Source organism: Amycolatopsis thermalba (assembly GCF_003385215.1).
In the GTDB taxonomy this organism is placed as follows: Bacteria; Actinomycetota; Actinomycetes; order Mycobacteriales; family Pseudonocardiaceae; genus Amycolatopsis_E; species Amycolatopsis_E thermalba.
Map to the genome: position 1 here is coordinate 1 of NZ_PQHW01000065.1, position 24,421 is coordinate 24,421.

Consider the following 24,421-nt stretch of genomic DNA (forward strand, 5'->3'; position numbering starts at 1 on the left):
CGACCGGCACCGCGGCCACCACCCGCCGCGCCCCCGCCGCCCCCGCGACCGCCACCGCGACCCGCGCGCTCGCCCCGGTCGCCACCCCGTCGTCGACGACGATCGCCGTCCGTCCCGCCAGCGGCACCGGCGCCCGGCCGGACCGGAACCGGGCGGCGCGACGGTCCAGTTCGGACCGTTCCGCGGCCTCCACCGCGGCCAGCTCCGCCGCGCTGATCCCGAACCGCCGCACCAGATCCGGGTCCACCACCCGCAGCCCGCCCTCGCCGATCGCGCCCAGCGCGAGCTCCGGCTGGAACGGCAGGCCCAGCTTGCGCACCAGGACCACGTCCAGCGGCGCGCCGAGCGCGCGGGCCACCTCCGACGCGACCGGCACGCCCCCGCGCGGAAGCCCCAGCACCACCGCGTCGCTGCCTCGCCACCGGTCCAGTCGCGCCGCGAGGCGGCGACCGGCGTCCCTCCGGTCGGTGAACGGCATCGGAGTACCTCCTCCGCGAAGTTCTCCGGCGACCGTATCGGCGGCGAGGATCCGCGGCGAGAGTCCTAGGGCCCCACTGGGCCGGACGGCGGTACGGGACCCGCCGCGCACCTTCCGTGCTCAGCCGGTGAACTCGCGCCGGATCCCACGCCAGACCTCGTCGTAGCCGGGTTGCCGGTGCGCCGCCGACGCGGCGAAGTCCGTCGTCACCACGGGCCAGCGCGTTTCGAACATGAACGCGAGCGTGTCGTCGATCTTCTGCGGCACCAGTTCCTGCGTGCTGGCCTTGGCGTAGGTGGCGGCGTCCGGGCCGTGCGCCGACCACATGTTGTGCAGGCTCGCCCCGCCCGGCACGAACCCTTCGGCCTTGGCGTCGTAGACACCCTTGACCAGGCCCATGAACTCGCTCATCACGTTGCGGTGGTACCAGGGCGGGCGGAAGGTGTCCTCGCCGACGAGCCAGCGCGGCGCGAAGACCACGAAGTCCGCATTGGCCTGTCCGGAGAGTTCCGACGGCGAGGTCAGGACCGTGTAGATCGACGGGTCCGGGTGGTCGTAGCTGACCGTGCCCATCACGTTGAACCGCGCGGTGTCGTACTTGTAGGCGGCGTGGTTGCCGTGCCAGGCCACGACGTCCAGCGGCGAGTGGTCGTACTCGGCCGCCCACAGCCGCCCGCCGAACTTCTGCACCACCTCGACGGTCGCCTCCCGGTCCTCGAACGCCGCGACCGGGTACTGGAAGTCGCGCGGGTTGGCCAGGCCGTTGGCGCCGATGGGCCCGAGTTCGGGGAGGGTGAACGGCTGCCCGTAGTTCTCGCACACGTATCCGCGCGCGCGGTCGCCGAGCAGGTCGACGCGGAACCGCACACCGCGGCCGATCACCGCGATCTCCCCGGGTTCGACGCGCAGCCTGCCGTATTCGGTGTGGACCATCAGGCCGCCGAGTTCCGGCACCAGCAGCAGTTCCCCGTCCGCGTCGGCGAAGCAGCGGCCGGTCATCGAGCGGTTGGCGCGGTAGACGTGGATGCCGATGCCGGCGCGCTGCAGGACGTTGCCGGTCGCGCCGATGGTGTAGAGGCCGTCGACGAAGTCGGCCGGTTCGCCGGGGAAGGGCACCGGGTCCCAGCGCATCCGGTTCGGGTCCGGCAGGCCGTCGGTCACCGGGGCGCTGCGCAGCGTCGGATGCTCGATCGGGTGAAACGGCGGATGCGCGGCGGAGGGCCGGATGCGGTAGACCCAGCTGCGCCGGTTGTGGGCGCGCGGTTCGGTGAAGGCGGTGGCGCTGTGCTGCTCGGCGTAGAGCCCGAGCGGCGCGCGCTGCGGGGAGTTGCGGCCGACCGGCAGGGCGCCGGGGACCGCTTCGCTGTGGTGCTCGTTGCCGAAGCCCGTCAGGTACGCCAGTTCGGTGCCCGCCCGGACGCCCGGCTCGATCGTGCTCGTCATCGTGCACACCCCTCGTCGGCTGCTGAGCTGACTCCAGCGTGGTCGGGCGGCGCACGCGGGTCAACTTCGGCGGCACCCCAGGATCATGGCGCTCCGGCGGCGGGAGGGTTGCGGTGAGGACGACGAGCGGGAACGCGGCCGGCTACCCCGATGCGCTCGACGACCTGGTCCGGGCACTCATCCGGCGCGATCGCGCGGCGGCGGACGCGCGGATGGCCGCCATCGCCGAGCGGCTCCGGCCGCCCGTCCACCGGCGGACACCCTCGGTCCGCGCCCGGGCCGGGATCTTCGAGCGCGACCGCTACCAGTGCCGCTACTGCGGCGTCCGGACCGTCCTCACGCCCGTCATGCGCCTGGTGTCGGCCGCGTACCCGCGGGAGTTCCCGTACCACCGGAACTGGAAGGCCGGCGAAGTGCACCCGGCCGTCGAGACGATCTCGGCCACCCACGACCACGTCGATCCGGTGACCCGGGGCGGCGACCCGCTCGATCCGGCCAACATCGTCACCGCCTGCTGGGTGTGCAACAGCGCGAAGGGGAACCTGCCGCTGGACGCGCTGGGGTGGACGCTGCGGGACCCGGCCGACGACGGCTGGCACGGTCTGGCCGACCGCTACGCCGACCTGTGGGACTCCCTCGGCCGGCCGCCCCTGGGCCCGGACGAGGCGCACTGGCTGTCGGTCACCCGGCGGCTCTACCCGCGCCCGTCCTGAGCGGTGCGGCGGAATCCGCTCCGCGATCATCGCGCGGGGGCCGCGGTTACAGTGGTGGTGTGGACACCGTGGTGGCCGCCGGGGGCGGCAAGCTTCGCGGATTCGTCACGGCCGATGGCCTGGCCGAGTTCCGCGGCATCCCGTTCGCCCGCGCGCCCCGGTTCGCCCCGCCCGAGCCCGCCGAGCCGTGGACCGGGGTGCGCGACGCCATCCGCCACGGCCCGGTCAGCCCCCAGCCGCCGGTGCGGCCGGACGGGGTCATGGGCGTCCCGGCGGACGTGCCGGGCCAGGACGAGGACTGCCTCAACCTCACCGTGATCACGCCCGCCGCCGACGATCGCAAGCGGCCAGTCATGGTGTGGCTGCACGGCGGCGCGTACGTCACCGGGGCGAACTCGTTCGGGTTCTACGGTGGACACCGGCTGGTGGCCGAGGGCGACGTGGTGTTCGTGGCGCCCAACTACCGGCTCGGCGCGCTCGGCTACCTGCGCCTGCCCGGGGTCTCGCCGGGCAACCTCGGCCTGCTGGACCAGTTCGCCGCGCTGCGGTGGGTCCGGGAGAACGCGGCGGCCTTCGGCGGCAACCCGGACGACGTCACCGTGTTCGGGCAGTCGGCGGGGGCGCATTCGATCGCGTGCCTGATGGCGCTGCCGGAGGCGCGGGGCCTGTTCCGGCGGGCGATCCTGCAGAGCGCGCCGCTGGGCCTGCAGCTCGCCGGCCCCCGCAGCGCCGCGCGCACGGCGCGGTTGTTCACCGCCGCGCTGCGCGGGGATCCGCGGACGGCCCCGGTGGCGGAGATCCTGCGCGCCCAGAACGACACGATCGTCAAGGCCGCCGGGCCGGGCGGGCTGTACTCGGTGCCGCTGTTCTGCCCGGTCGCCGACGCGCCGCCGCTGCCGAGCGTGACGCACTGGCTGTCGCAGCGGGCGCGGTTCGCCCCGGACGTGGACGTGCTGATCGGCACCACGGCGGCCGAGATGAACTCGTTCCTCACCGGCAAGCCGGGATTCGCCCACCTGGAACGGTTCCCGGTCACCGCGCGCGGGGTGGCGGCGGTGAAGGCCGGCATCACGCGGTGGATGTTCGGGGCCCCCTCGCGGGCCTTCGCCGACCAGCTCGCCGCGCGGGGCGGGCGGGTCTACAGCTACGTGTTCGACTGGGGCGCGCCGGATTCGCCGTACGGCGCCGGGCACTGCGTGGACCTGCCGTTCCTGCTCGGCGACGAGACGGCGTGGCGGGCGGCGCCGATGCTGGCCGGCGCCGAGTGGACGACACTGACCGAACTGGGCCGCGAGCTACGCGCGGCGTGGTTGTCCTTCGCCCGCACCGGCACCCCGTCGCCGGGATGGCCGCGGCACACGCCGAAGCGCGCCCCGCACCGGCTCCCCTGACTGCGCGAGTCCCACGCTCCCACCCGCGAGTCCCACGTACACGCCCGCGAGTTCCACGTTCGCGCCCGCGAGTTCCACGTTCGCGCCCGCGAGTTCCGCACTGCGCCTCGCCAACGGCGGCCTGCTGGCCGCGCCCGGGCGGGCAACTCGCGCGCCCGGGCGGGCAACTCGCGCGCCCGAGCGTGGGACTCGCGGGCCGGGCTCAGTCGCGGCGGTCCTGTTCGGCCAGGAAGCGTTCGAACTCCGCGCCGAGCTCCTCGGCGGTCGGCATCGCGCTCTCGTCGGCCAGCAGGGTCTTCTTCCCGTCCATCGCCTCGACGAACAGGTCGTACTGCCGCTCCAGCGCGTGCACGACGTCGGCCACCTCGTCGGATTCGGCCACCTGCCGGGCGATCTCGGCGTCCGTGCGGCGGGAGGCCGCCCGCAGCGCCTCGTCCGGCAGGGACAGGCCCGCCAGCCGCGTGATCGAGCCCAGCACGGTCAGCGCCGCCGCCGGGTAGCGGGACTGCGCCAGGTAGTGCGGCACGTGCGCGGCGAACCCGTCGGCGTCGTGCCCGGCCTCGCCGAGCCGGAACTCGGTCAGGTTCAGCGCGCTGCCCGGCACCTCCAGCCGGTTGAGCACCGGCTCGTAGTCACCGATCAGCTCGCGCCGGGTCGCGTGCGCGGTCACGCCGAGCGGGCGCGTGTGCGGCGCGCCCATCGGGATCCCGTGGAACGACACGGTCATCCGCACGTCCCACCGCTCCACCAGCGTCCGCACCGCGGCGGCGTAGCGCTCCCACATCGCGTCCGGCTCCGGGCCGCTCAGCAACAGGAACGGCGTGCCGACCTCGTCGTGGAACAGCCGCACCGCCAGCTCTGGTGTGTCGTAGCTCTCCCAGCGGTCGGTGTCGAACGTCATCACCGGCCGCCGCGCGCGGTAGTCGATCAGCCGGTCCACGTCGAACCGGGCCACCACCCGGCTGTCCCAGTTCGCCTTGAGGTGCTCGCTGACCAGCGCCCCCGCCTGGCCGGCATCCATGAAGCCGTCGAGCTGGTGCAACAGCACCGCCCCGCTCAACTCCGGGAGCTCCGAGTCCACCTCGTAGAGATCCGTCGGATCGAACACCACAGCCTCCTGCCTGTTCCGGGCACCTCTCCTCGACACTCAACGTAGCGAGGGCCGAGATCCATCCCATCGAAGGGTTTCGTTCCACCGGGTTACTGCGCCACTCGGGCGAAACCGGTTAAGAACGGTGTTCAGGGATGCTAGGTTGGATCTCTCCGTCACGGCCGGTACACCGAGCGTGATCAACGTGCCGCTGGACCACGAGGGACCGCCCATGACCGCCGACCTGGCCGAGCACGCGCACCACCTGCTGCGCGCCATGGTCACCGATCCGTACGGGGACTTCTCCCCGTCGGTGTACGAAACCGCCCGTCTCGTCACGCTCCTGCCCGGACTGCCCGGGCACGCCGGCCGCGTCGCGTTCCTGCTCGACCGACCTGCCGCCGACGGCGGCTGGGGCGGGCCGGAGGGCTACGGTCTGCTCCCGACGCTGAGCGCCACCGAGGGCCTGCTGACCGAGTTCCGCCGCACCGGCGCCCCGGCGATCGCGGCCGCCGCGGAGCACGGGCTGCGGGCGCTGTCCACGCGGTGGGGCCCGGACCTGCGGGTCCGCCTCCCGGACACGGTCGCGGTCGAGATCCTGGTGCCGTCGCTGGTGTCCGCGCTCAACGCGCACCTGGACGCGCTGGCGGCCGACGGCGTCGTGCTCACCGGCGGCCGCCGCCTGCCGCACCCCGAGGGCACGCACCCGGCCCTGCTGCACGAATTGCGCCGGCTGGCCGAGGACGGGCGGGCGCTGCCGGACAAGATCCTGCACTCGCTGGAGGCGCTGGGGCCGGCCGCGCGCAACGTCGGCTCCGCCCCCGGCGAGAACGGGCTGGGCTGCTCCCCCGCCGCCACCGCGGCCTGGCTCGGCGGCGAGGGCGGCGCCCACCCCGGCCTGCGGTACCTGGAGAACGTCCAGGCGCGCCACGGCGGAGCGGTGCCGGTCGCCGCGCCGCTGACGGTGTTCGAACGCTCCTGGGTGCTGTCCACGTTCGCCGACGCGGGCCTGGCGGTGACCGTCCCGGACGAGGTGCTCGACGACCTGGCCGCGGAGATCGGCCCGCACGGCCTCGCGGGCGGGGCGGGCCTGCCGCCGGACGCCGACGACACCTCCACCGCCCTGTACGCGCTGGCGGCGCAGGGCCGGCCGCATCCGCTGGACTGCCTGCGGGAGTACTACGTGGACGGTCACTTCTGCACCTACCCGGACGAGCGCACGCCGTCGGTGACCACGAACGCCCACGTGCTGCAGGCGCTCTGCGCGCACGGACCGTCCGAAGTGGCCGGACGGGTCGCCGCGTGGATCGGGGACCAGCAGCACCCGGACGGCAGCTGGACCGACAAGTGGCACGCCTCCCCGTACTACGCGACCGCGCGGTGCTTCCTCGCGCTGGCGGGCAGCGGGCGCGGCGCGACGGCCCGCGCCCGGGCGCTGCGGTGGATCGCGGCGACGCAGCGGCCGGACGGCTCGTGGGGCCGCTGGCAGGGCACGTTCGAGGAAACCGCCTACGCCGTCCAGGTCCTGGCCCGCGCCGGGGAGCCGTGGGCGGACGAGGCCGCCGCGCGCGGCTGCGTGTTCCTGCTGTCCTGGCCGGACACCGCGCATCCCCCGCTGTGGCACGACAAGGACCTGTACACCCCGGGCCGGATCGTGCGCGCGGAGGGGATCGCCGCGCTGCACCTGGCCCGCCGCCGGCCGCGGGTCGCGGCGCTGCTGGCGCGGCTCGAGCCGGCACCGGCCGAGCGGACGGCGTGAATGAACCGGGTGGAACTCGCGCTCGCCGCCGCACCGCTGCGGTTCCTCGACGCGCACGCCGACGACCCGGCCGCGATGCTGGACGTGCGCACCGGCCCGGCGCCGAAGATCCTGGTGTGGCACCACGAAGCGCTCACGGCGCTGTTCCGGCAGGACCCGCGCCTGCGGCACCCGGGCAGCCGCTCGCTCGCCCCGCTGCTGGGGCCGAAGTCGATGCTGTGGGCCGACGGCGCGCGCCACGCGGCGTACCGCAAGCTGCTCGGCGCACCGCTGCGCGGACGGCGGTTGCGGGCCTATCACGGCCTCATCGCGCAGGCGGCCGCCGCGGCGATCGACACGCTCGACACCGGCACGGTGTTCGGCCTGGCGGCGTGGACGCGGCGGCTCGCGCTGGACATCGTCGCGCGGATCATCCTGGGTGAGGCGGATCCGGCGCTGCTGCGCGATGTCACGGCGTGGCTGGACCACGCGCTGGGGTCGCGCCGCCGCGCACTGGCCCACCGGTTCCTGCGCGGCGGCCTGCCCGCATCGGGCGCGGAGCTGGACGCGCGGCTGGTCGCCGCCGCGAAGGCGGATCCGCGGAACCTGGTGTCGCCGCTGCTGACCGGGCACGGCGGGCTCGGCGCGGTGCCGGACGACGAGCTGCGCGACCAGGTGGTGTCGCTGCTGTTCGCCGGGCACGAGACGACCGCGTCGGCGACCGCGTGGACGCTGTACTGGCTCACGCGCCGGGCCGACCTGCGCGAGGCCGTGCTGTCCGAACTGGCCGCCACCACCGGCGACGGTTCCGATCCGGCGGAGGTCCCGGTGCTGCAGGCGGTGATCTCCGAGGTGCTGCGGCTGCACCCGCCGGTCGAGGTCGCCGGGAACCGGGCGCTGCCGGAGACGGCAGAGCTGCTCGGCCGGACACTGCCCGCCGGGACCGTGCTCACCCCCGCGATCTACCTGGCGCACCACCGGTCCGAGTACTTCCCGTCCCCGCACACCTTCGACCCCGGCCGGTTCCTGGGCCGCCGCGGCGTGCCCGAGGGCTACCTTCCCTTCGGCGGCGGCACCCGGTTCTGCCTGGGCAGCCAGCTCGGGCAGCTGGAGATCCGGATGATCACCACCGCCCTGCTGCGCCGCCGCGCGCTGCGGTGCGTCAACCCGCGGGCCGGGGTGGCGAAGCTCCGCGGGCACGCGATGGCGCCGTCGGCCCGGCTGCGCGTGGAAGTGGTGGCGTGCCGGGACTGACGTGGTGGCGCGACGTGGTTCTCGTGCACCGCCTGCACTTCCCGCTGCCGCTGAGCTATCTGGCCTACGCCTGCTGGGGTGCGGCGTTCGCGGATCCGCGGCACCTGCTCGGCGGACCGGTGCTGCTCACCGTGGCGGCCACCCTGCTGGTGCTGCTGGCCGCGCTGGCGCTGAACACCGCGGCCGATCTGCGCACCGACGAGCAGGACCGGGACAAGGCGGCCCTGGCGGGCGCGGCACGGCGGATCGGCAGCGGGCGGATCTTCGCGTGGGCGGCGGCCGAAGCAGCGGCAGCGCTCGCGCTGGGCGCGGCGGTGGCGGTGTGGCTGGGCCGGTGGGCGGCGCTGCTGGTGATCACGGTGGCGCTGGCCGCGCACCTGGCGTACAACCTGGAGCCGGTGCGGCTGAAGCGACGCGGGTTCGCCGGTCCCGCGGTGTTCGGGGCCGGGTTCCTCGCGGTGCCGGGGCTGGCGTCGTACTTCGCGGTGCGGCCGGCGCTGGAGCGGTCGATGGTGCCGGTGCTGGCGGGGCTGTGCGTGCTCGCGTTCGGCCGCACGGCGTGGTTTTCCGCGCCGGACCACGCCGCCGACGCGCGGACGGGGGTGCGCACCCCGGGCGCGCGGTACGGTCCGCGCCGGACGCTGGTGATCTCGTGCGGGGTCGTGGCGGCCGGGCTGGCGCTGCTGGGCTGCGGGCTGTGGTGGCGGTACGGCCCGGGCTGGGCGGTTGCCGGGGTGGTCGCCGAAGGCGCTTTCCTCGCCGGGATGATCGCGCTGGCCGGGCCGCGCGGTTCCCTGTCCCGCATGCGCCGGCTCGCCACGCCGATCGTGCTGGCCGGCGACCTCACGCTGGTGGCGATCCCCCTCCTGGCGTGACCACCGCGGCCAGCGCGGCGATGTCGTCCGGGCGCACCCGGCAGCACCCGCCCACGTACTCGACGCCGGCGGCGAGCCAGTCGCGCACCGCCTCCGGCGAGAACCGCGCCTGCCCGGTCCAGCGGCGCGCCCGCGCGTCCCAGGTCTCCCCGCTGTTGGGGTAGGCGATCACCGGTTTCCCGCTCGCCTCCCGCGCGATCCGCGCCGCCACCGCGACATCCCGCGGATCGCAGCAGTTCACGCCCACGGCCACGATCTGGTCGTTGCCGCGAGCGACCGAAAACGCCTCGGTCAGGGGCTGCCCGGCGCGCGTGCTCCCGCCCTCGATCGTGTAGGACAGCCACGCCGGGACGCCGAGCCCCTCGATGGCGAGCAGCATCGCTTCGGCTTCGTCCACATCGGGCACCGTCTCGCAGGCCAGCAGGTCCGGCCCGGCCGCGGCGAGGATTTCCGCGCGGGGGCGGTGGAACGCGGTCAGCTCCGCCACGGTCAGCCCGTAGCGGCCGCGGTACTCCGACCCGTCGGCGAGCGTGGCGCCGTACGGCCCGATCGAGGCGGCGACCAGCTCGTCGCCGGTCACCCGTGCCTCGCGGGCGAGTTCGACGCTCAGCTCCAGCAACCGGACCGCCTCGCCGGAGTCCAGGCCCAGCTCCGCGAACCCGCCGAGGCTCGCCTGGTAGCTCGCGGTGGTCGCGATCCGCGCCCCGGCGCGGAAGAACGCGCGGTGCGCGGCGACGATCGCGGCCGGGTCGTCGGCGAGCAGCCGGGCCGACCACAGCTCGCCGGACAGGTCGTGCCCGCGCGCCTCCAGTTCGGTGGCCAGCCCACCGTCCAGCACGACGGTCACGGGCCGGTGCGCAGGAAGGTCAGCTCGCGCCACCACACGTCGGCGAGCACGTCCAGCACCAGCGCGCGGTCGTGACCGACGCCGCGGATCAGCCAGTGGTAGCACGCCTGTTCCAGCTGCAGCACGAGCAACAGCGCGCGGGTCAGCCCGGCCTGCTCGTGCTCGCCGGTCCACTGTGTCAGGTACGGCGCCAGCTCCCGCGCCGCGTCCACGCCCCACTGGTAGTGCCGTGCCGCGACGCGCGGGTCGTCGGCGACCGCCTGCGTCAGCACGTCGATCTCCACGGCGTAGCGTGCCCAGAACGCGAGCACGTGCTCGTCCAGCCAGTCGCGCACGCGGTCGCGGGTCAGCTCCGGGAAGCGCGCGAGCATCCGGTAGAGCGCGGCCGTGTCCGGCAGGATCCGCTCGAACAGCGCCGCCGCGATGTCGGCCTTGTCGCGGAAGTGCGCGTAGAAGGTGGCCCGGCTGCCGTTGGCGGCCGCCACGATGTCGGCGACCGTGGCGGCGTGGTAGCCGAGACGGGCGAAGACCTCGCGGGCGCACTCGAGGTAACGGTCGTGCGCCTCCCGCCACTGCTGCTCGCGGAACGTGTTCCGGGCAGGCGTGGAAATGCCGGTCATCACCCCATCGTAGTGCGCCGTCCGGGGGACGACACCTCCGCGCGGGCGGTTTCCCCTGCCGCAGCGCGGGATCCGCGCCGGGGCGGGCGCGGAGATCCCGCGGGCACGAGGAGCGCGCCCGCCCCGGCACGGGAGGGAGGGTGGAGCGGCACCCGGCGCCGGGGATCGGCCCGGGACAAAGGAGTCAACCCGGCGACGAGTGCCTTGCTCTAGCCTGAACGAGCGAACTCGTGACGGAAACGAACCACCGTTGCACTTTCGGTGTACTTACCGCCCCCCGATGTGGTTACCCTGATCGTGTGGCCGCCGGGACGAACCCTCCGGGAGCCGCGACCGCCCAGCAGTGGACGGGGCGGGAGGCGCGGCTGCTGCGGCACGCCCTCCGCCTGTCGGTGCGGGGGTTCGCGGCCTACCTCGGCGTCGCGGCGCGCACCGTCGCCAAATGGGAGAGCGGCGGCACCTCGACGGTGCCGCGGCCGGACACGCAGGCCATCCTCGACACCGCTCTGGCCAGGGCCGACGCCGGCGCCCGCACCCGGTTCGAGGTGCTGGTGACCCAGGCGCGCGAAGCCGGCCGCGCGCCGGAACCGGTCCCCCGCTACGACTACGAGGCCTGGACCGACGACCTGGACCGCACGGTGGCGTGCCTGGGGCGCCAGGAGTTCCGGCTCGCGCGCACGCTGCTGGACCGCTGGCTGGCCCGGTTCGAGCCGAACAGCTCCGACCGGCAGGGCATGTACCTCTACGGCCGGTCGCTGCGGCTGCTCGGCGAGGTGCGGCAGGACCAGGGCGCGCTGCGCGGCCCGCTGTCCGCCGAGCACGTCTACCGGCAGGCGCTGCGTGTGTTCACCGAGCTGGAGTCCCCGCGCCGCGTGGCCCAGCTGGAACTGCAGCTGGTCGTCATCGACGAGATGTCCGGGCAGCTGGATTCGGCCGCCGCGCGCTACGAAAGCCTGACCGCCGACGAGCGGCTGTCCGCGCACGACCGCACGCGCGCCCGGCTGTGGGTGGGCACGGCGCTGAGCAAGCGCGGGCTGCACGAGACGGCGACGCACCACATCGTGCCGGCCATCCGCGAGTTCGAGGCGCTGGAAGAGCCCGCGGACTGGTCGATCGCGCACCAGAAGCTGGCGCTGGCCCACCGCGGCGCGGGCGATCTCACCGCGGCCGGCCGGGCCATCGACGTGGCCCTGACCAACCGGGTCGACGACACCCCGCTGCAGCAGGTGCGGCTGGACACCGCGCACGCGCACATCCTGCTCTCCGACACCGCCACCGCGGATTCCGGGCTCGCCATTCTGGACCGGACCGCGCGCATTTCCACCCGCTACGGGCTCATGCACCAATTGCGCAGCATCGACGGCATTCGCCGCCGTTTCGAGTCCCGGTGAGAAACCCATGCGCAAAGTACTACTCGACACGGTGTGGGCCGACGCCGAACTCGTCTGGGAGTTCCACCGGCTGCGCCACCGCCCGAAACCGTGCTCGGCCGCGGTGGCGCTGGGCTGCAACGACCTCGGCGTCGCCGCGCACGCGGCCGAACTCTACCACCGCGGGCTGTTCCCGGTCGTGGTGTTCAGCGGCGGCAACAGCCGCGAGACCGCGCGTGCCTTCCCGCGCGGCGAGGGCGTGCACTACCGGGAGCGGGCGCTGGAACTCGGGGTGCCCGACGACGCCATCCTCGTCGAGCCGCACGCGACCAACACCGGGGAGAACATCGCGCTGTCGCGGCGGGTTCTCGCCGCCGCGGGCATCGAGGTCTCGTCGTTGATGCTGGTCTCCATGCCCTACATGGAGCGGCGGGCGTTCGCGACGACGCGCAAGGTGTGGCCGGAGGTCGAGCCGGTGTGCGCCTCGGCCCCGGTGTCGCTGACCGAGTACGCGCTGCGGACGCAGCACGGCACCGAACTGATCGACATGATCGTGGGCGATTTCCAGCGCCTCATCGAGTATCCCCGAAAGGGTTTCGCCATTCCGCAGAAAATTCCCCCGATCGTGTATTCGGCCTATCGCCGACTGGTGGCCGCCGGATTCCGCAGCCGCATGCTGTGATTCCATACGGCCCGTGTCCGAGACGCTTTCCTGCGCCGTCCATCAACCGAATCTCTTCCCCCGACTGTCCACACTGGGCAAACTGCTCCGCGCCGACGTGTGGGTCGTGCTCGACGACGTGCAGTTCAACGCCCGCGACTACCAGCACCGCGCCCGGCTCGCCGCGGCCGCCGACCCGGAGGCCCAGCGCTGGCTGACCGTGCCGGTGCACCGCCCGCGCGGCCGGGACAGCCGGATCGGCGAACTGCTCCTGGCCGATCCGGCCGGCACCCACCGCACGGTGTCCCGCCTGGTGCGGCAGTACTACGGCCGCTGCCCGCACTGGCGCGAGACCGGCGAGCTGGTCGAGGAGGTGCTCGCCGCGCTGGCGCTGAACGAGCGGCCGGCGGTCGTGGCCGAGGTGTCGGTGCGCGCGATGCTGCACCGGCTCGGCTGGCGCGGCGCGGTGGTGCGCAGCAGCGACCTGCCCTCGCGGGAGGGCCGGTCGCAGCGGCTGGCCGACCTCGCCGCCGCGGTCGGCGCCGGCACCTACCTGTGCGGGCCGGGCGGGGCGAAGTACCTGTCGGAGCGCCCGTTCCTGGAGCGCGGGCTCCACGTGCGCTACCCCCCGCCACCCCCGCTGAGCCGGGAACGCGGGATGCGCACGGCCAGCGCGCTGTGGGCGTTCGCGCAGCGCGGCGCGGCCGGTGTCCGCGACGCGCTCGCCGTGGACTGCGTGCCGGCGCGCTGACCCAAGACCCCTTCTCCACAAGGTAAAGACCATTCCGGCAACCGGGTCTTCACGGCGGCCCGCTTACCCTCGGCTCCCGTGCGTCCGTCTCGTGGTGTGCCCCGGTTCCTCGCCTTCTGCGCGGTCGCGGGGGTGCTCGCCGCCGGGGTCGCCGCGCCCGTCGTGCTGGGCGCGGGTGTGCTGTCGAACCAGGTCGCCGACGCCGTGGACGGGATCTCCGCCACGCTCGCCGGCAGCGAGCAGCCGCTGGTGACCACCGTGACCGACCGGGACGGCACCCCGATCGCGACGTTGTTCGACCAGTACCGCCTCCCGGTCACCGCCGGGCAGATCTCCCCGGCGATGAAGGCCGCGATCGTGTCGATCGAGGACCGGCGCTTCTACGACGAGGGCGGCGTCGACGTGAAGGGCATGGTGCGCGCCGCGCTGCACGACTCCTCCGGCGGCAGCACGCAGGGCGGGTCGACGATCACCCAGCAGTACGTCAAGAACTACCTCGTCAACGTCGTCGACCGGAACGACCGGGCGGCGCAGCTGGCCGACCAGGCCGACACCATCGCCCGCAAGCTGCGCGAGGCCAAGATCGCCGTCCAGCTCGGACAGACCGTGTCCAAGGAGGACATCCTCACCGGATACCTCGACGTGGTCGAGTTCACCGGCAACATCTACGGCGTCGGCGCCGCAGCGCACGCGTACTTCGGCACCACGCCGGACAGGCTGACGGTGCCGCAGGCCGCGCTGCTGGCCGGGATGGTGAACAACCCCAGCCTCTTCAACCCCTACACCCACCCGGACCAGGCCCGGCAGCGGCGGAACCTGGTGATCGACGCGATGGTCGGCACGAAAGCCCTCACCGCGGCCGACGGCGCCACCGCGAAGGCCGCGCCGCTCGGCGTCCGGCCCGGCGGCCCGGACGTCCCGTCCAGCACGTGCCTGGGCGCCGCGCCGGACGCCGGTTTCTTCTGCCAGTACGCGGAGAGCTACCTGATCCGGTCCGGGTTCACCGCCGACCAGCTGGAGACCGGCGGGTACGTCATCCGCACCACGCTGGACCCGCGGGTGAGCCGGATCGCGAAGGACGCCGTGGACGCGAACGTGCCGGTCACGCAGGACGGCGTCGCGAACACCTTCGCGGTGATCCGGCCGGGCCAGACCACCCACGAGGTGCTCGCGATGGTCGCCAACCGGAACTACGGCACGGACCCGGCGCGGGGCGAGACGGCGACCAACATCGTCGCGGGCGCGGGCAACGTGTTCGGCGCCGGATCGTCCTTCAAGATCTTCACCGCGGCCGCCGCGCTGGAGAGCGGCAAGGCGGGCCTGGACACGCCACTGCCCAACCAGGCCGGCCAGTGCTTCACCCAGCCCGGAGCGAACGAGTACACGCAGCCGTACTGCGTGCAGAACGACGGCGTGCACTACCCGGACCCGATCTCGCTGCGGGACGGTCTGGCCACCTCGCCGAACGTCGCGTTCGTCAACCTGGAGCAGCAGGTCGGCATGCCCGCGGTGCTGGACGTGGCGCGGCGGCTGGGCCTGCGGAACACGCTGACCACGAACGACGCGGGCGCGAAACCCGACCCGTCGTCGCCGGACCCGCAGTACAGCCAGCCGCAGTCGCAGTACTTCCAGGACAAGCTGTCGTTCACGCTCGGCAACAGCCCGGTGAGCCCGCTGGAGGTGGCGAACGTGCCGGCGACGCTGATGAGCGGTGGCACCTGGTGCCCGCCGGACCCGATCCTGTCGGTCACCGACCGGTACGGGCACGACGTCCCGGTGCGGCGGCAGGCGTGCGAGCAGGCGGTGCCGCCGGGGCTGGCGGACTCGCTGCTGAACGGCCTGAGCCAGGACACGGTGTCGGGCACGTCGCCGCTGGCGGCCGCCGCGGCGGGCTGGCACCACGCGGACTTCGGCAAGACCGGCACGACGCAGCGGAGCGAGTCGGTGGCCTTCGTCGGCGGCGTCGACGACTACGCCGTGTCGTCCATGGTCTTCGCCGACGGGCCGCACCCGGCCGAAATCTGCCCCGGCCCGCCGGTGCACCTGGGCTCGTGCGGGCACGGCGCGTTCGGCGGCACGGTGGCCGCGCCGCCGTACTTCCACGCGATGAACGAGATTCTGGGCGACCGCCCGGACATCCCGATCCCCGCGGCCGATCCGGCGTACCTGCGGGCCCGCGCGTAGCCGGCGCAGCGGGAGGCCGGGGCGCCCGGCCTCCCGCTTCGATCACCCGCCCGGCGGGCGTGGTCGTGGCTCAGCAACGCCCGTAGCTGTCCGCCCGATCGTTGGTTCCCTCCGGCATCGTCCGGCGGGACTTGCCCGGGGACAGGGTGTCGAGGAGTTCCTTGTTGCCGTTGTCGTACAGGCAGTACTGGTACGGGGTCTTGTTGGCCCAGCTGCTGACCCGGTCGTGGTCGCCGGGGTTCAGCGAGCGGAAGGAGACCGCCGGATAGGCCGTCGGGGCGTAGGCGAAGTTGCCTTCCGTCCACATGCAGACCCGCCCGTTCGGGCAGTCGCTCAACGAGTTGACGTGGATCGGGGACGCCTGCGCGGCCGGTACCGCCAGGGCGGTGAAGGCGGCGGCGACGGACAAGGCGATCGAGAGCTGGGCAAGAGGTCGGTGCACGACGGATCCTCCGGTTTCGGTCGATGGCAGTACCCGCGATGCGCCGCTGTCTCGCCGGACATCCCCAGTCGAACCACGATGACTACGCCTCGCGCGGCTGCCCCTGTTTCTGACACCGGTCAGTCTCGGGAAGCGCCGGGGTCAGCGGCCGGGGCATGTCCGTGATCCTGCGAATCCTGTCCCCGGTCATCCCGTAGTGGCTCAGGAACGCCTGGCGGAGCGTCTCCGCGGACCGGAACCCGCACCGCCGTGCGATCGCGGCGAGCGACAGGTCGCTGCCGCGCGCCAGGTGGGCGGCGGCTTCGGTGCGCACCCGGCGAACCGCGCGAGCCGGCGTGACTCCCAGCTGGCTCGTGAAGAGACGGGTGAGGTGCCGGGTGCTGATCCCGGCGCGGGCCGCCAGCGCCGGTGGGCTGAGATCCGCCGGAAGGTGAGCGGCGACGTACCCCAGCAGGTCCCGGACGATCCGGCCGCCGGGCGGCGGGGCCAGGAACGTGCTGATCTGCGCCTGATCGGCCGGCCGGTGCAGGTAGGCGACCAGTTCCCGGGCGACCTCACGGGCCAGGGTCGGTCCGTGATCGTCCTCGATCAACGCCAGGGTGAGGTCCAGAGCGCTGGTGATCCCGGCGGAGGTGTAGACGTTGCCGTCGCGGACGTACAGCGGCGCCACGTCGACGGTGACGGCCGGGAACGCCGAGGCCATCAGATCTCCGTATTCCCAGTGCGTGGTGGCGCGGCGGCCGTCGAGCAAGCCCGCGGCCGCCAGCACGAAGGCGCCCGTGCAGACCGACGCGATCCGCCTGCAGCGCGGCGCCAGACGGCGCACCTGCGTCAGCAACCCATCGTCGGCCATGGCGGTTTCCGTCCCCGGTCCCCCGACGACCAGCATCGTGTCGAGCCGCCCGGTGACCGCCGCCAGCAGCCGGGCCCCGGTCAGGCCGATTCCGGAGGAACTGCGAACTTGCCGCCCGCGCGTCGTGGCGAGCTCGATCGCATACGGTGGCGCCGCGCCGCGGTTGTTCGCGATCTCGAACGCCGCGCTGGGGCAGGCGAGGTCGAGAATCTGCGCATCGTCGTAGGCGACCAGAAGCACGCGCCGGACCGCGCTGTCCTCGGCTGGCACGTCACACCCCCTTCGCGTCGTGGCGGACAGCCTGGGGTCAACCTAGCCACGCACCGGGGCCGTGTCGTAACCTCCGGTGAGTGGGCTTCGAGGAAGAGCCCCCGGAACCCGCCGGGCTCGGGCCGGGTGAGCTGGTCGCCGGGCAGTACGAGGTCGACCGGTGCTTCGCCCGCGGCGCGTTCGGCTACGTCTACCTCGCCCGCGACCGGAACCTGCAGGGCAAGCAGGTGGTGCTCAAGGGCCTGACCCGCCCGCACGACACGGCCGCGATCAAGCTGGCCGTGCACGAGAGCCGCGTGCTCACCGCGCTCGAACACCCCAACATCGTCCGCATCGTCAACGTCGTCACCCACCGCGGCCTGCGGTACCTGGTGATGGACCACGTCGACGGGCCGTCGCTGCGGAGTGTGCGTGACGCGGGCGGGATGACGATCGCCGACGCGCTCGCGTGCGCCGTCGACGTGCTGGGCGCGCTGGCCTACCTGCACGGCAAGGGCCTGCTGTACTGCGACATGAAGCCGGACAACGTGATCCGCACGCGCCGCTCGGCCAAGCTGATCGACTTCGGCGCGATCCGCCGCACCGGCGACCGGGAGAGCCCGATCCTGGGCACCACGCCCTACCTGGTCGGCCACACCGAGATCCGCGAGCACGGGCTGACCGAGCGGGCCGACATCCACGCCGTCGGGGTCATGCTCGACGAGCTGGTCGAGTGCGGCGACGGCGATCCGGGGGCGGAGTCGTTCCGCCGTCTGGTCGCCCGCGCGACCGCCGGCTACGACCGGCGCTTCGCCGACGTGCCGGAGATGCTGAACCAGGTGCGCGGGGTGCTGCGCGAGGTGCGCTGCCTGACCGACGGCAAGTCGCGGCCGGCGCGGTCGGCGGTGTTCGCCGAATCCGCGGCGCTGCTGGACGACGGGCTCAGCCTGGCCCCGCCGCTGACCACGTGGACCGGCGGCGGCAGCACCACCCTGGCCGGCGGGCGGCCCTCCCCGGCGGACGTGGCGACCGGCCTGCCCGTGCCGTTCCCCGATCCGGACGACCCGCGCACGCCGCTGCTGCACACCGTGCGCGCGCCGGACCCGCGGCGGCTGCTCACCAAGCTCGCGCGCGTCCCGGGATCGGTGGAGGTGGACTTCCACCGGGCCCGCGCGCACCTGGAAGCAGGCAACCTGACCGCGGCGGGGCACTGCCTGCGGTCGGCGGAGCGGCAGCTGGGCTGGCGGGCGCACCACGACTGGCGCACCAGCTGGCACCGCGGCCTGCTGGCGCTGGCGGAGGACCGGTTGCGCGAGGCCGGGGAGCTGTTCGACGAGGTCTACCGGGCCACCCCCGGCGAGCTCGCGCCGAAACTGGCGCTGGGGTTCTGCGCCGAGTACCTGTCGCGGCCGGACACCGCGGCCGCTTTCTACCAGGCGGTGTGGGCGTGCGACCGGTTGCAGGCCAGTGCGGCGTTCGGGCTGGCGCGCATCCGGCTGCGCGCCGGGGAGCGCGGCGCGGCGGTGGCGATCCTCGACGAGGTGCCGGAGATCTCGCTGCACCGGCACGGCGCCGCGGTGGCCGCGGTCCGGATCCTCGCCGGTCACCTGCCCGGCGGCGCGCACCCGTCGGCGAGCGACGTCGCGGCGGCCGCCGACCGGCTGCACACCTTGACGCTGGACAGCGAGGAGTCGTGGCAGCGCCTGGCGACCGCGGTGCAGGAGAGCGCTTTCTCCTTCGTGCTGGAGCACGGCGACGGCTCGCTGCCGCCCGGCCCGGTGCTGGGGAATCCGGTGTCGGAGAAGGGTTTGCGGGACCGGCTGGAACGGTCCTACCGCGAGCTGTCGCGGCAGGCCCGCACCGCGGACGAGCACGGTGTGCTGATCGACCGGGCCAACGGCGTGCGAGCGAGGTCCCTGTGGTGAGCTCGACGACGCGGCGCACGCTGGTCCGGCTGCGGGTGGCCCTGCTGGTGACCACCCTGGCCGTGCTGGTCACCGGGTTCGCCACGGTGCGGGGCGTGCAGATGGCGGCGGAGACCGTGCGGGACCGGACGGCGCAGGCGGTGGTCGAGGTGGCGGCGGCCGAGTCGGCGCTGATCCGGGCGGACCGGGCGGCGGTGCGCAGCTTCACCTCCGGCGAGGTCCGCCTCGCCGGGGCCGGCACCGAGTACGCGACGCAGACCGCGCTGGCGAGCCAGAGCCTCACCCGCGTCGCCGAGCTGAACGAGGCCGGGGACGCGGGCAGCCAGATCCTGCGCCTGGTCGAGGGACTGCTCGCCGCCTACCGGGCCGCGGTCGCGCAGGCCGACGCGCACTACCGGCAGGGCGGCGGCGAGGTCGTCGGCACGGCGGACCTGTGGGACGCCTCCTCGCAGCTGCTGCACTCCCCCGACGGCGTGCTGGAGCAGCTCGGCGACCTGCGGTCGGTGCAGGAGCAGGCCCTGGCGCGGCAGCTGACCACCGGCTGGCTGCACCCGGCCACGCCCGCGCTGTGGGCGGTGCCGATCGCGGTGCTGCTCGCGCTGCTGTGCGTCACCCAGCTGTACCTGGGAAAGCGCTTCCAGCGGCTGGTGAACCCGCAGCTGCTGGCGGCCACGCTGCTGCTGCTCGGGTTGTGCGCCAGCATGATGTTCACCCTCGTCGCCGCGCACCGGCTGGACACCGCGCGAGACCGGCTGACCGAGGTGCTGGCCGGGTGGGACCGGCGGATGGCGCTGACCGACGCCGACGGCCAGGACAAGCTGATCCGCCTGGTCACCGCGCACTGCCGGGGCGGGGACTGCGGGCCGACGGTGGGCGCGGCGGGCCAGGTGCCGACGAGCGTGGCGGGCACCATTCCGGACGAGGCGACCACCGCGGCGGGCACCCGGGACGTCAGCGACCGGCTGGAGGCGGCCGCGGCGAGCAGCCAGTTGCCGCTGGTGGTGCCCGCGGTGACGCTGGCGATCGCCGTGCTCGCCGGGTGGGGGCTGCACGCCCGGCTCGACGAATACCGGTTCCGCTCATGAGGGGCCTGGCCGGGGTGCTGATCCTGCTCGCCGCGTGCCTGACCGGCTGCGGCGCCGGGGCGGGCACGCGCACGATCACCGTGCTCGCGTCGTGGGCCGGCGCGGAGGGCGCAGCGTTCGAGCAGGTGCTGGCGGGGTTCACCGCGCAGACCGGGATCCGGGTGCACTACCAGGGCACGCGCGCGGTGTCGCAGGTGCTCGCCTCGGACGTGCAGAACGGCAACCCGCCGGACATCGCGGTCGTGCCGAACCCGGGTGAGCTGGTCACCTACGTGCGCTCGCACAACCTGTACCCGCTGGACGACGTGCTCGGCGCGCCGCCGGCGGAGATCTACGGTCCACAGTGGCTCCAGCTGCAGGTGGCCGGGCAGGCGCACCTGTACGGGATCGCGGTGAAGGTGGACCTGAAGAGCATCGTGTGGTTCAACCCGGCGCTGCACGGCCTGGCCCAGCCCGGCACCTGGGACGAGTTCGCGGCCGTGACCGGCGCGCGCCCGTGGTGCCTCGGGCTGAGCGCGCCACCGGTGTCCGGGTGGCCGGGCACCGACTGGGTGGAGGACGTCCTGCTGCACCAGTCCGGACCGGACGTCTACCGCCAGTGGGCGGCCGGGCAGCTGGCGTGGACCGCGCCCGCGGTGCGGCGCGCGTGGCAGACGTGGGGCGCGATGATGGCCGGCACCGTCGGGGACAACCCGGGCCGGGTGCTGCTGACCAACTTCGCCGGCGCCGGCAAGGGCATGCTGACCTCGCCGCAGAGCTGCGCCTACGAGCACAACGGCTCGTTCATGCTGGCGCGCTACCCGGACGCCGGACGTGAGCTGGACTTCGTGGCCGTCCCGCCGGCCGGGCCGGACGTGGCGCCGGGGACGTACGAGGTGTCGGCCGATTTGGCGGGGATGTTCACCGACACGCCGGCGTCGCGGGCGCTGATCCGGTACCTGGCGACCCCGGCGGCGCAGGAGATCTGGCCGCGGGTCAGCGGAGGCAGCGCGTTCTCCGCGACCCGCTCGGTGGACCTGCGCGTCTACGACGGCCACCCGGCGGCGCGCAAGATCGCCGAAACGCTGCGCTCCGGCGGCACCCTCTGCTTCGACGCCTCGGACCTGATGCCCGCGACGATGGCGAACGCCTTCTACCGCGCGACGCTGGAGTACCTCGACGACCCCGGCCGCCTGGAGACGCTGCTGGAGCAACTCGACCGGATCCGGCTGGGCGTCAGCCCGCAGGAGTGGCTGAGCGTCCCTTGTGGACGCTGAGCGCCACGGCCTGCGACCTGAGGTGACGGAGTGCCGCCGTGCGGAGCCATCAGTCCCGCTTCCGGCCGGCGGTCTTCCAGATCACCACCATGGCGATGAGCACCAGCACCACCAGTACCGCCACGATGAGGCCCTTCAGGAGGAAGTCGTGCAGCAGCTCACCCATGATGCCGTCGCCGTCGGCCAGGAGCAGTCCGCCGGTCATGTCCCCAGCCCCTTTCCCCGGCCGTGTCTCAGCGCCGGTGGTCGTTCGGGCGGTTCAGGTCGTCCAGGTGGTTGAGGACGCCCCTGGTGACGGCCCCCTTCCAGCCGCTTCCCCGGCGCCTGCCCTGTCCCGCCCGGCTTTCCACGTAAGCACGGGCCAGCGGTTCGACGTAACGCCGGGCGGAGCCGGCCGAAATCGGTGCCGCCCCGCTCGGCGAGATGAGCAAGAGCCCGCATCGCGTCTCCTCCCGAAACGATCCGTGCACGATTCCCCTGACCTTCCGAAAGGTACGTTCCGGCCGGGGCGGAGGTGGACACACCGAGGGTGGAGATCGGGGTGGAGAAAGCGGGGACCGGGGCCAGAGCTGGTGGTCCAGACCGTAGCGGACGGCTTCGGCACGGTGCCGGACGCCGATCTTCGCGAACGCGTTGTTGATGTGGGTCTTCGCCGCCTCGCGTGCGGTCAGTCCGTCCGGCAGCGAGGGCTTCCCCCGGGGCCGGGCGTCCAACGCGGTCACCAGGCGTTCGGCGACCTTGGCGTCGAAGGTCGCCTGGCCGGCCCGACCGACGAGCCGGTGGGGGTGATGCCGTTGACGCCCGCGACGGCGTGCCGCGCGGCGACGAGGGCGGAGACGGTGGCCCGCTCGGCGACGGCGGCCGGGTGCAGGATCACGACCGGGTGAACGCCGTTCGCCGCCGCGGGGAACGGGTTTCAGACCTTGGTGATCTCCGCGATGAACCCGTCCACGTCGACCAGGGCGCTCTCCGCGCCGAGCGGGACGAGCGCGTGGGTGGAGGCGATGAAGCGGGCCGCGCCCTCGCGGCTGAGCTCGACGACGGCGTACCCGTCCGGCGATTCCAGCTCGATGAGCAGCTGGTCCGGACCGGTCGGCAGGTCGGGCCGGATCCGCACGTCGCCCTCGCCCGCCGGTTCGCTGATCCCGGCGACGAGGAGGTCCCGCGCGAAGCACCACTCGACCCAGCGGCCGCGGTCGGCCCGGAAAGCGAGGGTGATGGCGTAGGGATCGGCGGTGGTGTAGCTCCACCGCGAGAAGACCGGGATGTCGTAGCCGTCCAGGCTGACGAACTGGTGCTCCTCGACCGTTTCCGCGTGCACGATGGCCTCCTGTCCTCCCGCGGCTCTTCGCCAATAGGACGGATCCGGGGGGCCGTCGTTACGCGGTTTCGCGGAGGAATTTCACGACCCACCCGCTGGAGTGACGGCGGCGGGCGGGACGATGGACCGATGCAGCACGACGACGACCCCACGGCGGAGACCGGCCCGATCCGCCGGATCCCCGGGCCGCCTGCTGCCGACCCCCGCCGCGCGCGACGGGCGCGGCGCTACGCCGAGACCGGCGACTCCCCCGCCCGGCCCGCGGGTGGCGACGCCCTGGGTGGCCGGCCCGCCGCGGGGGCTTCCTCCGCGGAGCACCGAGCGGACGGGCGTCACGGCACCGGAAGTGGCAGCTCCGCACGTGCTGGTGGCGGCGCCCCGGGCACCGGCCGGCGATCGCGCGCGACTGCCGCCGAAGCGGACTCGCGTCGCACTGGCCGCCGGAACCCTGACGAGCGCACGGCGCGCCCGCCCCGGAGCCCTGCCGGATCGGACGAGGCCGCCGGGCCCTCCGAGGCGAGCCTTCCGCGCGCGGCGCATCGTGCGAGCGGAGCCGGCCGCCCGCGACGGGGGCGCGCCGAAAGCACCGGCCACCGGGCGCGCCGCTCCGAAGACACCCCGCCCCGCGCCGCCGCGCCACCCACCGGGCACGGGCACGGCCACGGCCACTCCCCCGCACCGCCGGCCTCCCGGCGCGTCAAGCTCCTCCTCATCTGGCTGCTGGCCCCCATCGCGCTCGCCACCGTCGCCGGCCTGCTGCTGCTCTACCCCTGGGGCCAGGCCGAACCGGACTCGGCGATCTCGCAGGGCACCCCCGTCCACGGCACCATCAGCACCGCCACCTCCGGCCCCTGCCTGGCCGCCGGTCAGGTGCAGGTCGGCGACCAGCCGGACGCCAAGCCCTGCCTCACCGCCACCATCACCCTCACCGACGGGCCGGGCAGCGGGCGCACCGTCGAGCTGACCGTGCCCATCGAGCCGAGCACCCCGCGCTTCAGCGCCGGCGACGACGTCGTCCTGGCCTACAACGGCGGCGATGCGGCCGATCCCGGCTCCTACCAGCTGGTCGACTTCCAGCGCGGCCTCCCGCTCGCCGTGCTCGCCGCGCTGTTCGCGATCGCCGTGGTCGTCCTCGGGCGCTGGCACGGCCTGGCCGCGCTCGGCGCGCTGGTGCTCAGTTTCGTCGTGCTGGTGGCGTTCGTGCTGCCCGCGATCCTGGCCGGGGAGAACCCGCTGCTCGTCGCGATCGTCGGCGCCGGGCTCATCATGTTCATCGCCCTGTACCTGACCCACGGCCTGTCCGCCCGCACCTCCGTCGCCGTGCTGGGCACGCTGGTCAGCCTGGCCCTGATCGGCGCGCTGTCGGCGATCTTCTCCGCGGCCGCGTCCCTGACCGGGCTGGACGACAGCACCTCGACGCTCATCGCCTCCCTCGGCCACGGCATCGACGCGCGCGGCCTGCTGCTGGCCGGCATCGTGATCGGCGCGCTCGGCGTGCTCGACGACGTCACCGTCACCCAGACCAGCGCCGTGTGGGAGCTGCGCCGCGCCAACCCGTCGCTGACCTGGCGCGAGCTGTACTCCGCGGGGCTGCGGATCGGCCGCGACCACGTCGGCTCGGCGGTGAACACGCTGGTCATGGCCTACGCCGGCGCCGCGCTGCCGGTGATGCTGTACTCGTCGATCTCCGGCGTCGGGCTCGGCGCGATCCTCGGCTCGCAGGACGTCGCGCAGGAGATCGTGCGGACCCTGGCCGGCAGCGTCGGCATCGTCGCGGCCGTGCCGGTGACCACCGTGCTGGCCGCGATGATCGCCAGCCGCGAACCCGTCAGCCCCACCAGGCACAGCAGCGATCACTAGCCCCAGGCGAGCACC

At 74.0% G+C, this 24,421-nt stretch carries 23 protein-coding genes; 13 read left to right on the forward strand and 10 right to left on the reverse strand.

Going from position 1 to position 24,421, the window contains the following annotated elements; genetic code table 11:
* On the reverse strand, positions 1-478 hold a 478-nt coding region (locus D0D15_RS23270; protein ID WP_279630576.1), incomplete at its 3' end, for a phosphoribosyltransferase.
* A 120-nt stretch (positions 479-598) separates the two neighbouring features.
* Positions 599-1,921 (reverse strand): homogentisate 1,2-dioxygenase, encoded by a 1,323-nt coding sequence (gene hmgA, locus D0D15_RS23275; protein ID WP_094008369.1) that lies wholly within the window; start codon positions 1,919-1,921, stop codon positions 599-601.
* 113 nt (positions 1,922-2,034) lie between these two features.
* Between hmgA and D0D15_RS23280 the strand changes: the two genes are divergently transcribed.
* Complete coding sequence (locus D0D15_RS23280) at positions 2,035-2,634, forward strand: HNH endonuclease (protein ID WP_094008370.1); 600 nt, start codon at positions 2,035-2,037, stop codon at positions 2,632-2,634.
* A 59-nt stretch (positions 2,635-2,693) separates the two neighbouring features.
* The gene (locus D0D15_RS23285; protein ID WP_115944734.1) at positions 2,694-4,025 is read left to right on the forward strand and encodes a carboxylesterase/lipase family protein; all 1,332 of its coding nucleotides are present in this window, start codon (positions 2,694-2,696) and stop codon (positions 4,023-4,025) included.
* 202 nt (positions 4,026-4,227) lie between these two features.
* Here D0D15_RS23285 and D0D15_RS23290 read toward each other — a convergent pair whose 3' ends face one another.
* On the reverse strand, positions 4,228-5,136 hold the full coding sequence (locus tag D0D15_RS23290) for a proteasome assembly chaperone family protein (RefSeq protein ID WP_115944735.1): 909 nt from the start codon (positions 5,134-5,136) through the stop codon (positions 4,228-4,230).
* Between the two features lie 211 nt (positions 5,137-5,347).
* Here D0D15_RS23290 and D0D15_RS23295 point away from each other — a divergent pair, with 211 nt between their 5' ends.
* The 3 genes from D0D15_RS23295 to D0D15_RS23305 are packed head-to-tail and all read left to right on the forward strand — an operon-like array spanning position 5,348 to position 8,982.
* The gene (locus tag D0D15_RS23295) at positions 5,348-6,874 is read left to right on the forward strand and encodes a prenyltransferase/squalene oxidase repeat-containing protein (protein ID WP_115944738.1); all 1,527 of its coding nucleotides are present in this window, start codon (positions 5,348-5,350) and stop codon (positions 6,872-6,874) included.
* Positions 6,875-8,107: a cytochrome P450 gene (locus D0D15_RS23300; protein WP_094008373.1), complete on the forward strand. Its 1,233-nt coding sequence runs from the start codon at positions 6,875-6,877 to the stop codon at positions 8,105-8,107.
* Entirely contained in the window at positions 8,095-8,982 is an 888-nt protein-coding gene (locus D0D15_RS23305; protein ID WP_094008374.1) for a UbiA family prenyltransferase, read from the forward strand. Before D0D15_RS23300 ends, D0D15_RS23305 begins: the two co-directional genes overlap by 13 nt.
* On the opposite strand, the gene mmuM is transcribed toward D0D15_RS23305, so the two are convergent.
* Both mmuM and D0D15_RS23315 read right to left on the reverse strand, forming a co-directional pair.
* On the reverse strand, positions 8,951-9,829 hold the full coding sequence (gene mmuM / locus D0D15_RS23310; protein ID WP_094008375.1) for a homocysteine S-methyltransferase: 879 nt from the start codon (positions 9,827-9,829) through the stop codon (positions 8,951-8,953). The genes D0D15_RS23305 and mmuM overlap by 32 nt on opposite strands.
* Positions 9,826-10,449, reverse strand: a complete 624-nt coding sequence (locus D0D15_RS23315) for a TetR/AcrR family transcriptional regulator (RefSeq protein ID WP_094008376.1) — start codon at positions 10,447-10,449, stop codon at positions 9,826-9,828. Before D0D15_RS23315 ends, mmuM begins: the two co-directional genes overlap by 4 nt.
* A gap of 299 nt (positions 10,450-10,748) precedes the next feature.
* On the opposite strand from D0D15_RS23315, the gene D0D15_RS23320 reads away from it, so the two are divergent.
* The 4 genes from D0D15_RS23320 to D0D15_RS23335 all read left to right on the forward strand — a co-directional run bounded on the left by D0D15_RS23320 (position 10,749) and on the right by D0D15_RS23335 (position 15,415).
* Positions 10,749-11,840, forward strand: a complete 1,092-nt coding sequence (locus D0D15_RS23320) for a helix-turn-helix domain-containing protein (protein ID WP_094008377.1) — start codon at positions 10,749-10,751, stop codon at positions 11,838-11,840.
* Positions 11,841-11,847: 7 nt separating this feature from the next.
* On the forward strand, positions 11,848-12,501 hold the full coding sequence (locus D0D15_RS23325; protein ID WP_094008378.1) for a YdcF family protein: 654 nt from the start codon (positions 11,848-11,850) through the stop codon (positions 12,499-12,501).
* 13 nt (positions 12,502-12,514) lie between these two features.
* Positions 12,515-13,231 carry a WbqC family protein gene (locus tag D0D15_RS23330; RefSeq protein ID WP_233157493.1) on the forward strand — a complete coding sequence of 239 codons (717 nt, stop codon included), beginning with the start codon at positions 12,515-12,517 and terminating at the stop codon, positions 13,229-13,231.
* Positions 13,232-13,309: 78 nt separating this feature from the next.
* Positions 13,310-15,415, forward strand: coding sequence for a transglycosylase domain-containing protein (locus D0D15_RS23335; RefSeq protein ID WP_115944736.1), 2,106 nt, complete (start codon positions 13,310-13,312; stop codon positions 15,413-15,415).
* 70 nt (positions 15,416-15,485) lie between these two features.
* Here the strand turns inward: D0D15_RS23335 and D0D15_RS23340 are convergent, their stop codons facing one another.
* Together D0D15_RS23340 and D0D15_RS23345 are read right to left on the reverse strand one after the other, a co-directional pair.
* The gene (locus D0D15_RS23340; RefSeq protein WP_143266244.1) at positions 15,486-15,857 is read right to left on the reverse strand and encodes a peptidase inhibitor family I36 protein; all 372 of its coding nucleotides are present in this window, start codon (positions 15,855-15,857) and stop codon (positions 15,486-15,488) included.
* A gap of 82 nt (positions 15,858-15,939) precedes the next feature.
* Positions 15,940-16,980, reverse strand: a complete 1,041-nt coding sequence (locus D0D15_RS23345) for a GlxA family transcriptional regulator (RefSeq protein ID WP_162830648.1) — start codon at positions 16,978-16,980, stop codon at positions 15,940-15,942.
* Between the two features lie 80 nt (positions 16,981-17,060).
* On the opposite strand from D0D15_RS23345, the gene D0D15_RS23350 reads away from it, so the two are divergent.
* Genes D0D15_RS23350 through D0D15_RS23360 form a run of 3 tightly spaced genes read left to right on the forward strand, consistent with a single transcriptional unit; the run spans position 17,061 to position 21,225 of the window.
* Positions 17,061-18,884, forward strand: coding sequence for a serine/threonine protein kinase (locus tag D0D15_RS23350; protein WP_094008381.1), 1,824 nt, complete (start codon positions 17,061-17,063; stop codon positions 18,882-18,884).
* Positions 18,881-19,969, forward strand: a complete 1,089-nt coding sequence (locus D0D15_RS23355; RefSeq protein WP_143266245.1) for a hypothetical protein — start codon at positions 18,881-18,883, stop codon at positions 19,967-19,969. Before D0D15_RS23350 ends, D0D15_RS23355 begins: the two co-directional genes overlap by 4 nt.
* Positions 19,966-21,225: an ABC transporter substrate-binding protein gene (locus D0D15_RS23360; protein WP_094008383.1), complete on the forward strand. Its 1,260-nt coding sequence runs from the start codon at positions 19,966-19,968 to the stop codon at positions 21,223-21,225. The genes D0D15_RS23355 and D0D15_RS23360 overlap by 4 nt, the downstream gene beginning before the upstream one ends.
* A gap of 49 nt (positions 21,226-21,274) precedes the next feature.
* Here the strand turns inward: D0D15_RS23360 and D0D15_RS36385 are convergent, their stop codons facing one another.
* From D0D15_RS36385 to D0D15_RS23375, 3 genes are all read right to left on the reverse strand, one after another.
* Positions 21,275-21,430: a hypothetical protein gene (locus D0D15_RS36385; protein WP_167481544.1), complete on the reverse strand. Its 156-nt coding sequence runs from the start codon at positions 21,428-21,430 to the stop codon at positions 21,275-21,277.
* A 513-nt stretch (positions 21,431-21,943) separates the two neighbouring features.
* Complete coding sequence (locus tag D0D15_RS23370; RefSeq protein WP_198958366.1) at positions 21,944-22,102, reverse strand: hypothetical protein; 159 nt, start codon at positions 22,100-22,102, stop codon at positions 21,944-21,946.
* A gap of 39 nt (positions 22,103-22,141) precedes the next feature.
* Entirely contained in the window at positions 22,142-22,546 is a 405-nt protein-coding gene (locus D0D15_RS23375; protein WP_094008384.1) for an SsgA family sporulation/cell division regulator, read from the reverse strand.
* A gap of 129 nt (positions 22,547-22,675) precedes the next feature.
* Here D0D15_RS23375 and D0D15_RS23380 point away from each other — a divergent pair, with 129 nt between their 5' ends.
* The gene (locus D0D15_RS23380) at positions 22,676-24,406 is read left to right on the forward strand and encodes a YibE/F family protein (protein WP_233157494.1); all 1,731 of its coding nucleotides are present in this window, start codon (positions 22,676-22,678) and stop codon (positions 24,404-24,406) included.
* Positions 24,407-24,421: the final 15 nt, after the last annotated feature.

Excerpts from the sequence above, each read along its gene's own strand:
- hmgA (WP_094008369.1), bottom strand. The coding sequence starts at position 1,921 with ATGACGAGCACGATCGAGCCGGGCGTCCGGGCGGGCACCGAACTGGCG.
- D0D15_RS23295 (WP_115944738.1), top strand. The coding sequence starts at position 5,348 with ATGACCGCCGACCTGGCCGAGCACGCGCACCACCTGCTGCGCGCCATG.
- D0D15_RS23300 (WP_094008373.1), top strand. The coding sequence starts at position 6,875 with ATGAACCGGGTGGAACTCGCGCTCGCCGCCGCACCGCTGCGGTTCCTC.
- D0D15_RS23315 (WP_094008376.1), bottom strand. The coding sequence starts at position 10,449 with ATGACCGGCATTTCCACGCCTGCCCGGAACACGTTCCGCGAGCAGCAG.
- D0D15_RS23325 (WP_094008378.1), top strand. The coding sequence starts at position 11,848 with ATGCGCAAAGTACTACTCGACACGGTGTGGGCCGACGCCGAACTCGTC.
- D0D15_RS23360 (WP_094008383.1), top strand. The coding sequence starts at position 19,966 with ATGAGGGGCCTGGCCGGGGTGCTGATCCTGCTCGCCGCGTGCCTGACC.
- D0D15_RS36385 (WP_167481544.1), bottom strand. The coding sequence starts at position 21,430 with ATGACCGGCGGACTGCTCCTGGCCGACGGCGACGGCATCATGGGTGAG.
- D0D15_RS23380 (WP_233157494.1), top strand. The coding sequence starts at position 22,676 with ATGCAGCACGACGACGACCCCACGGCGGAGACCGGCCCGATCCGCCGG.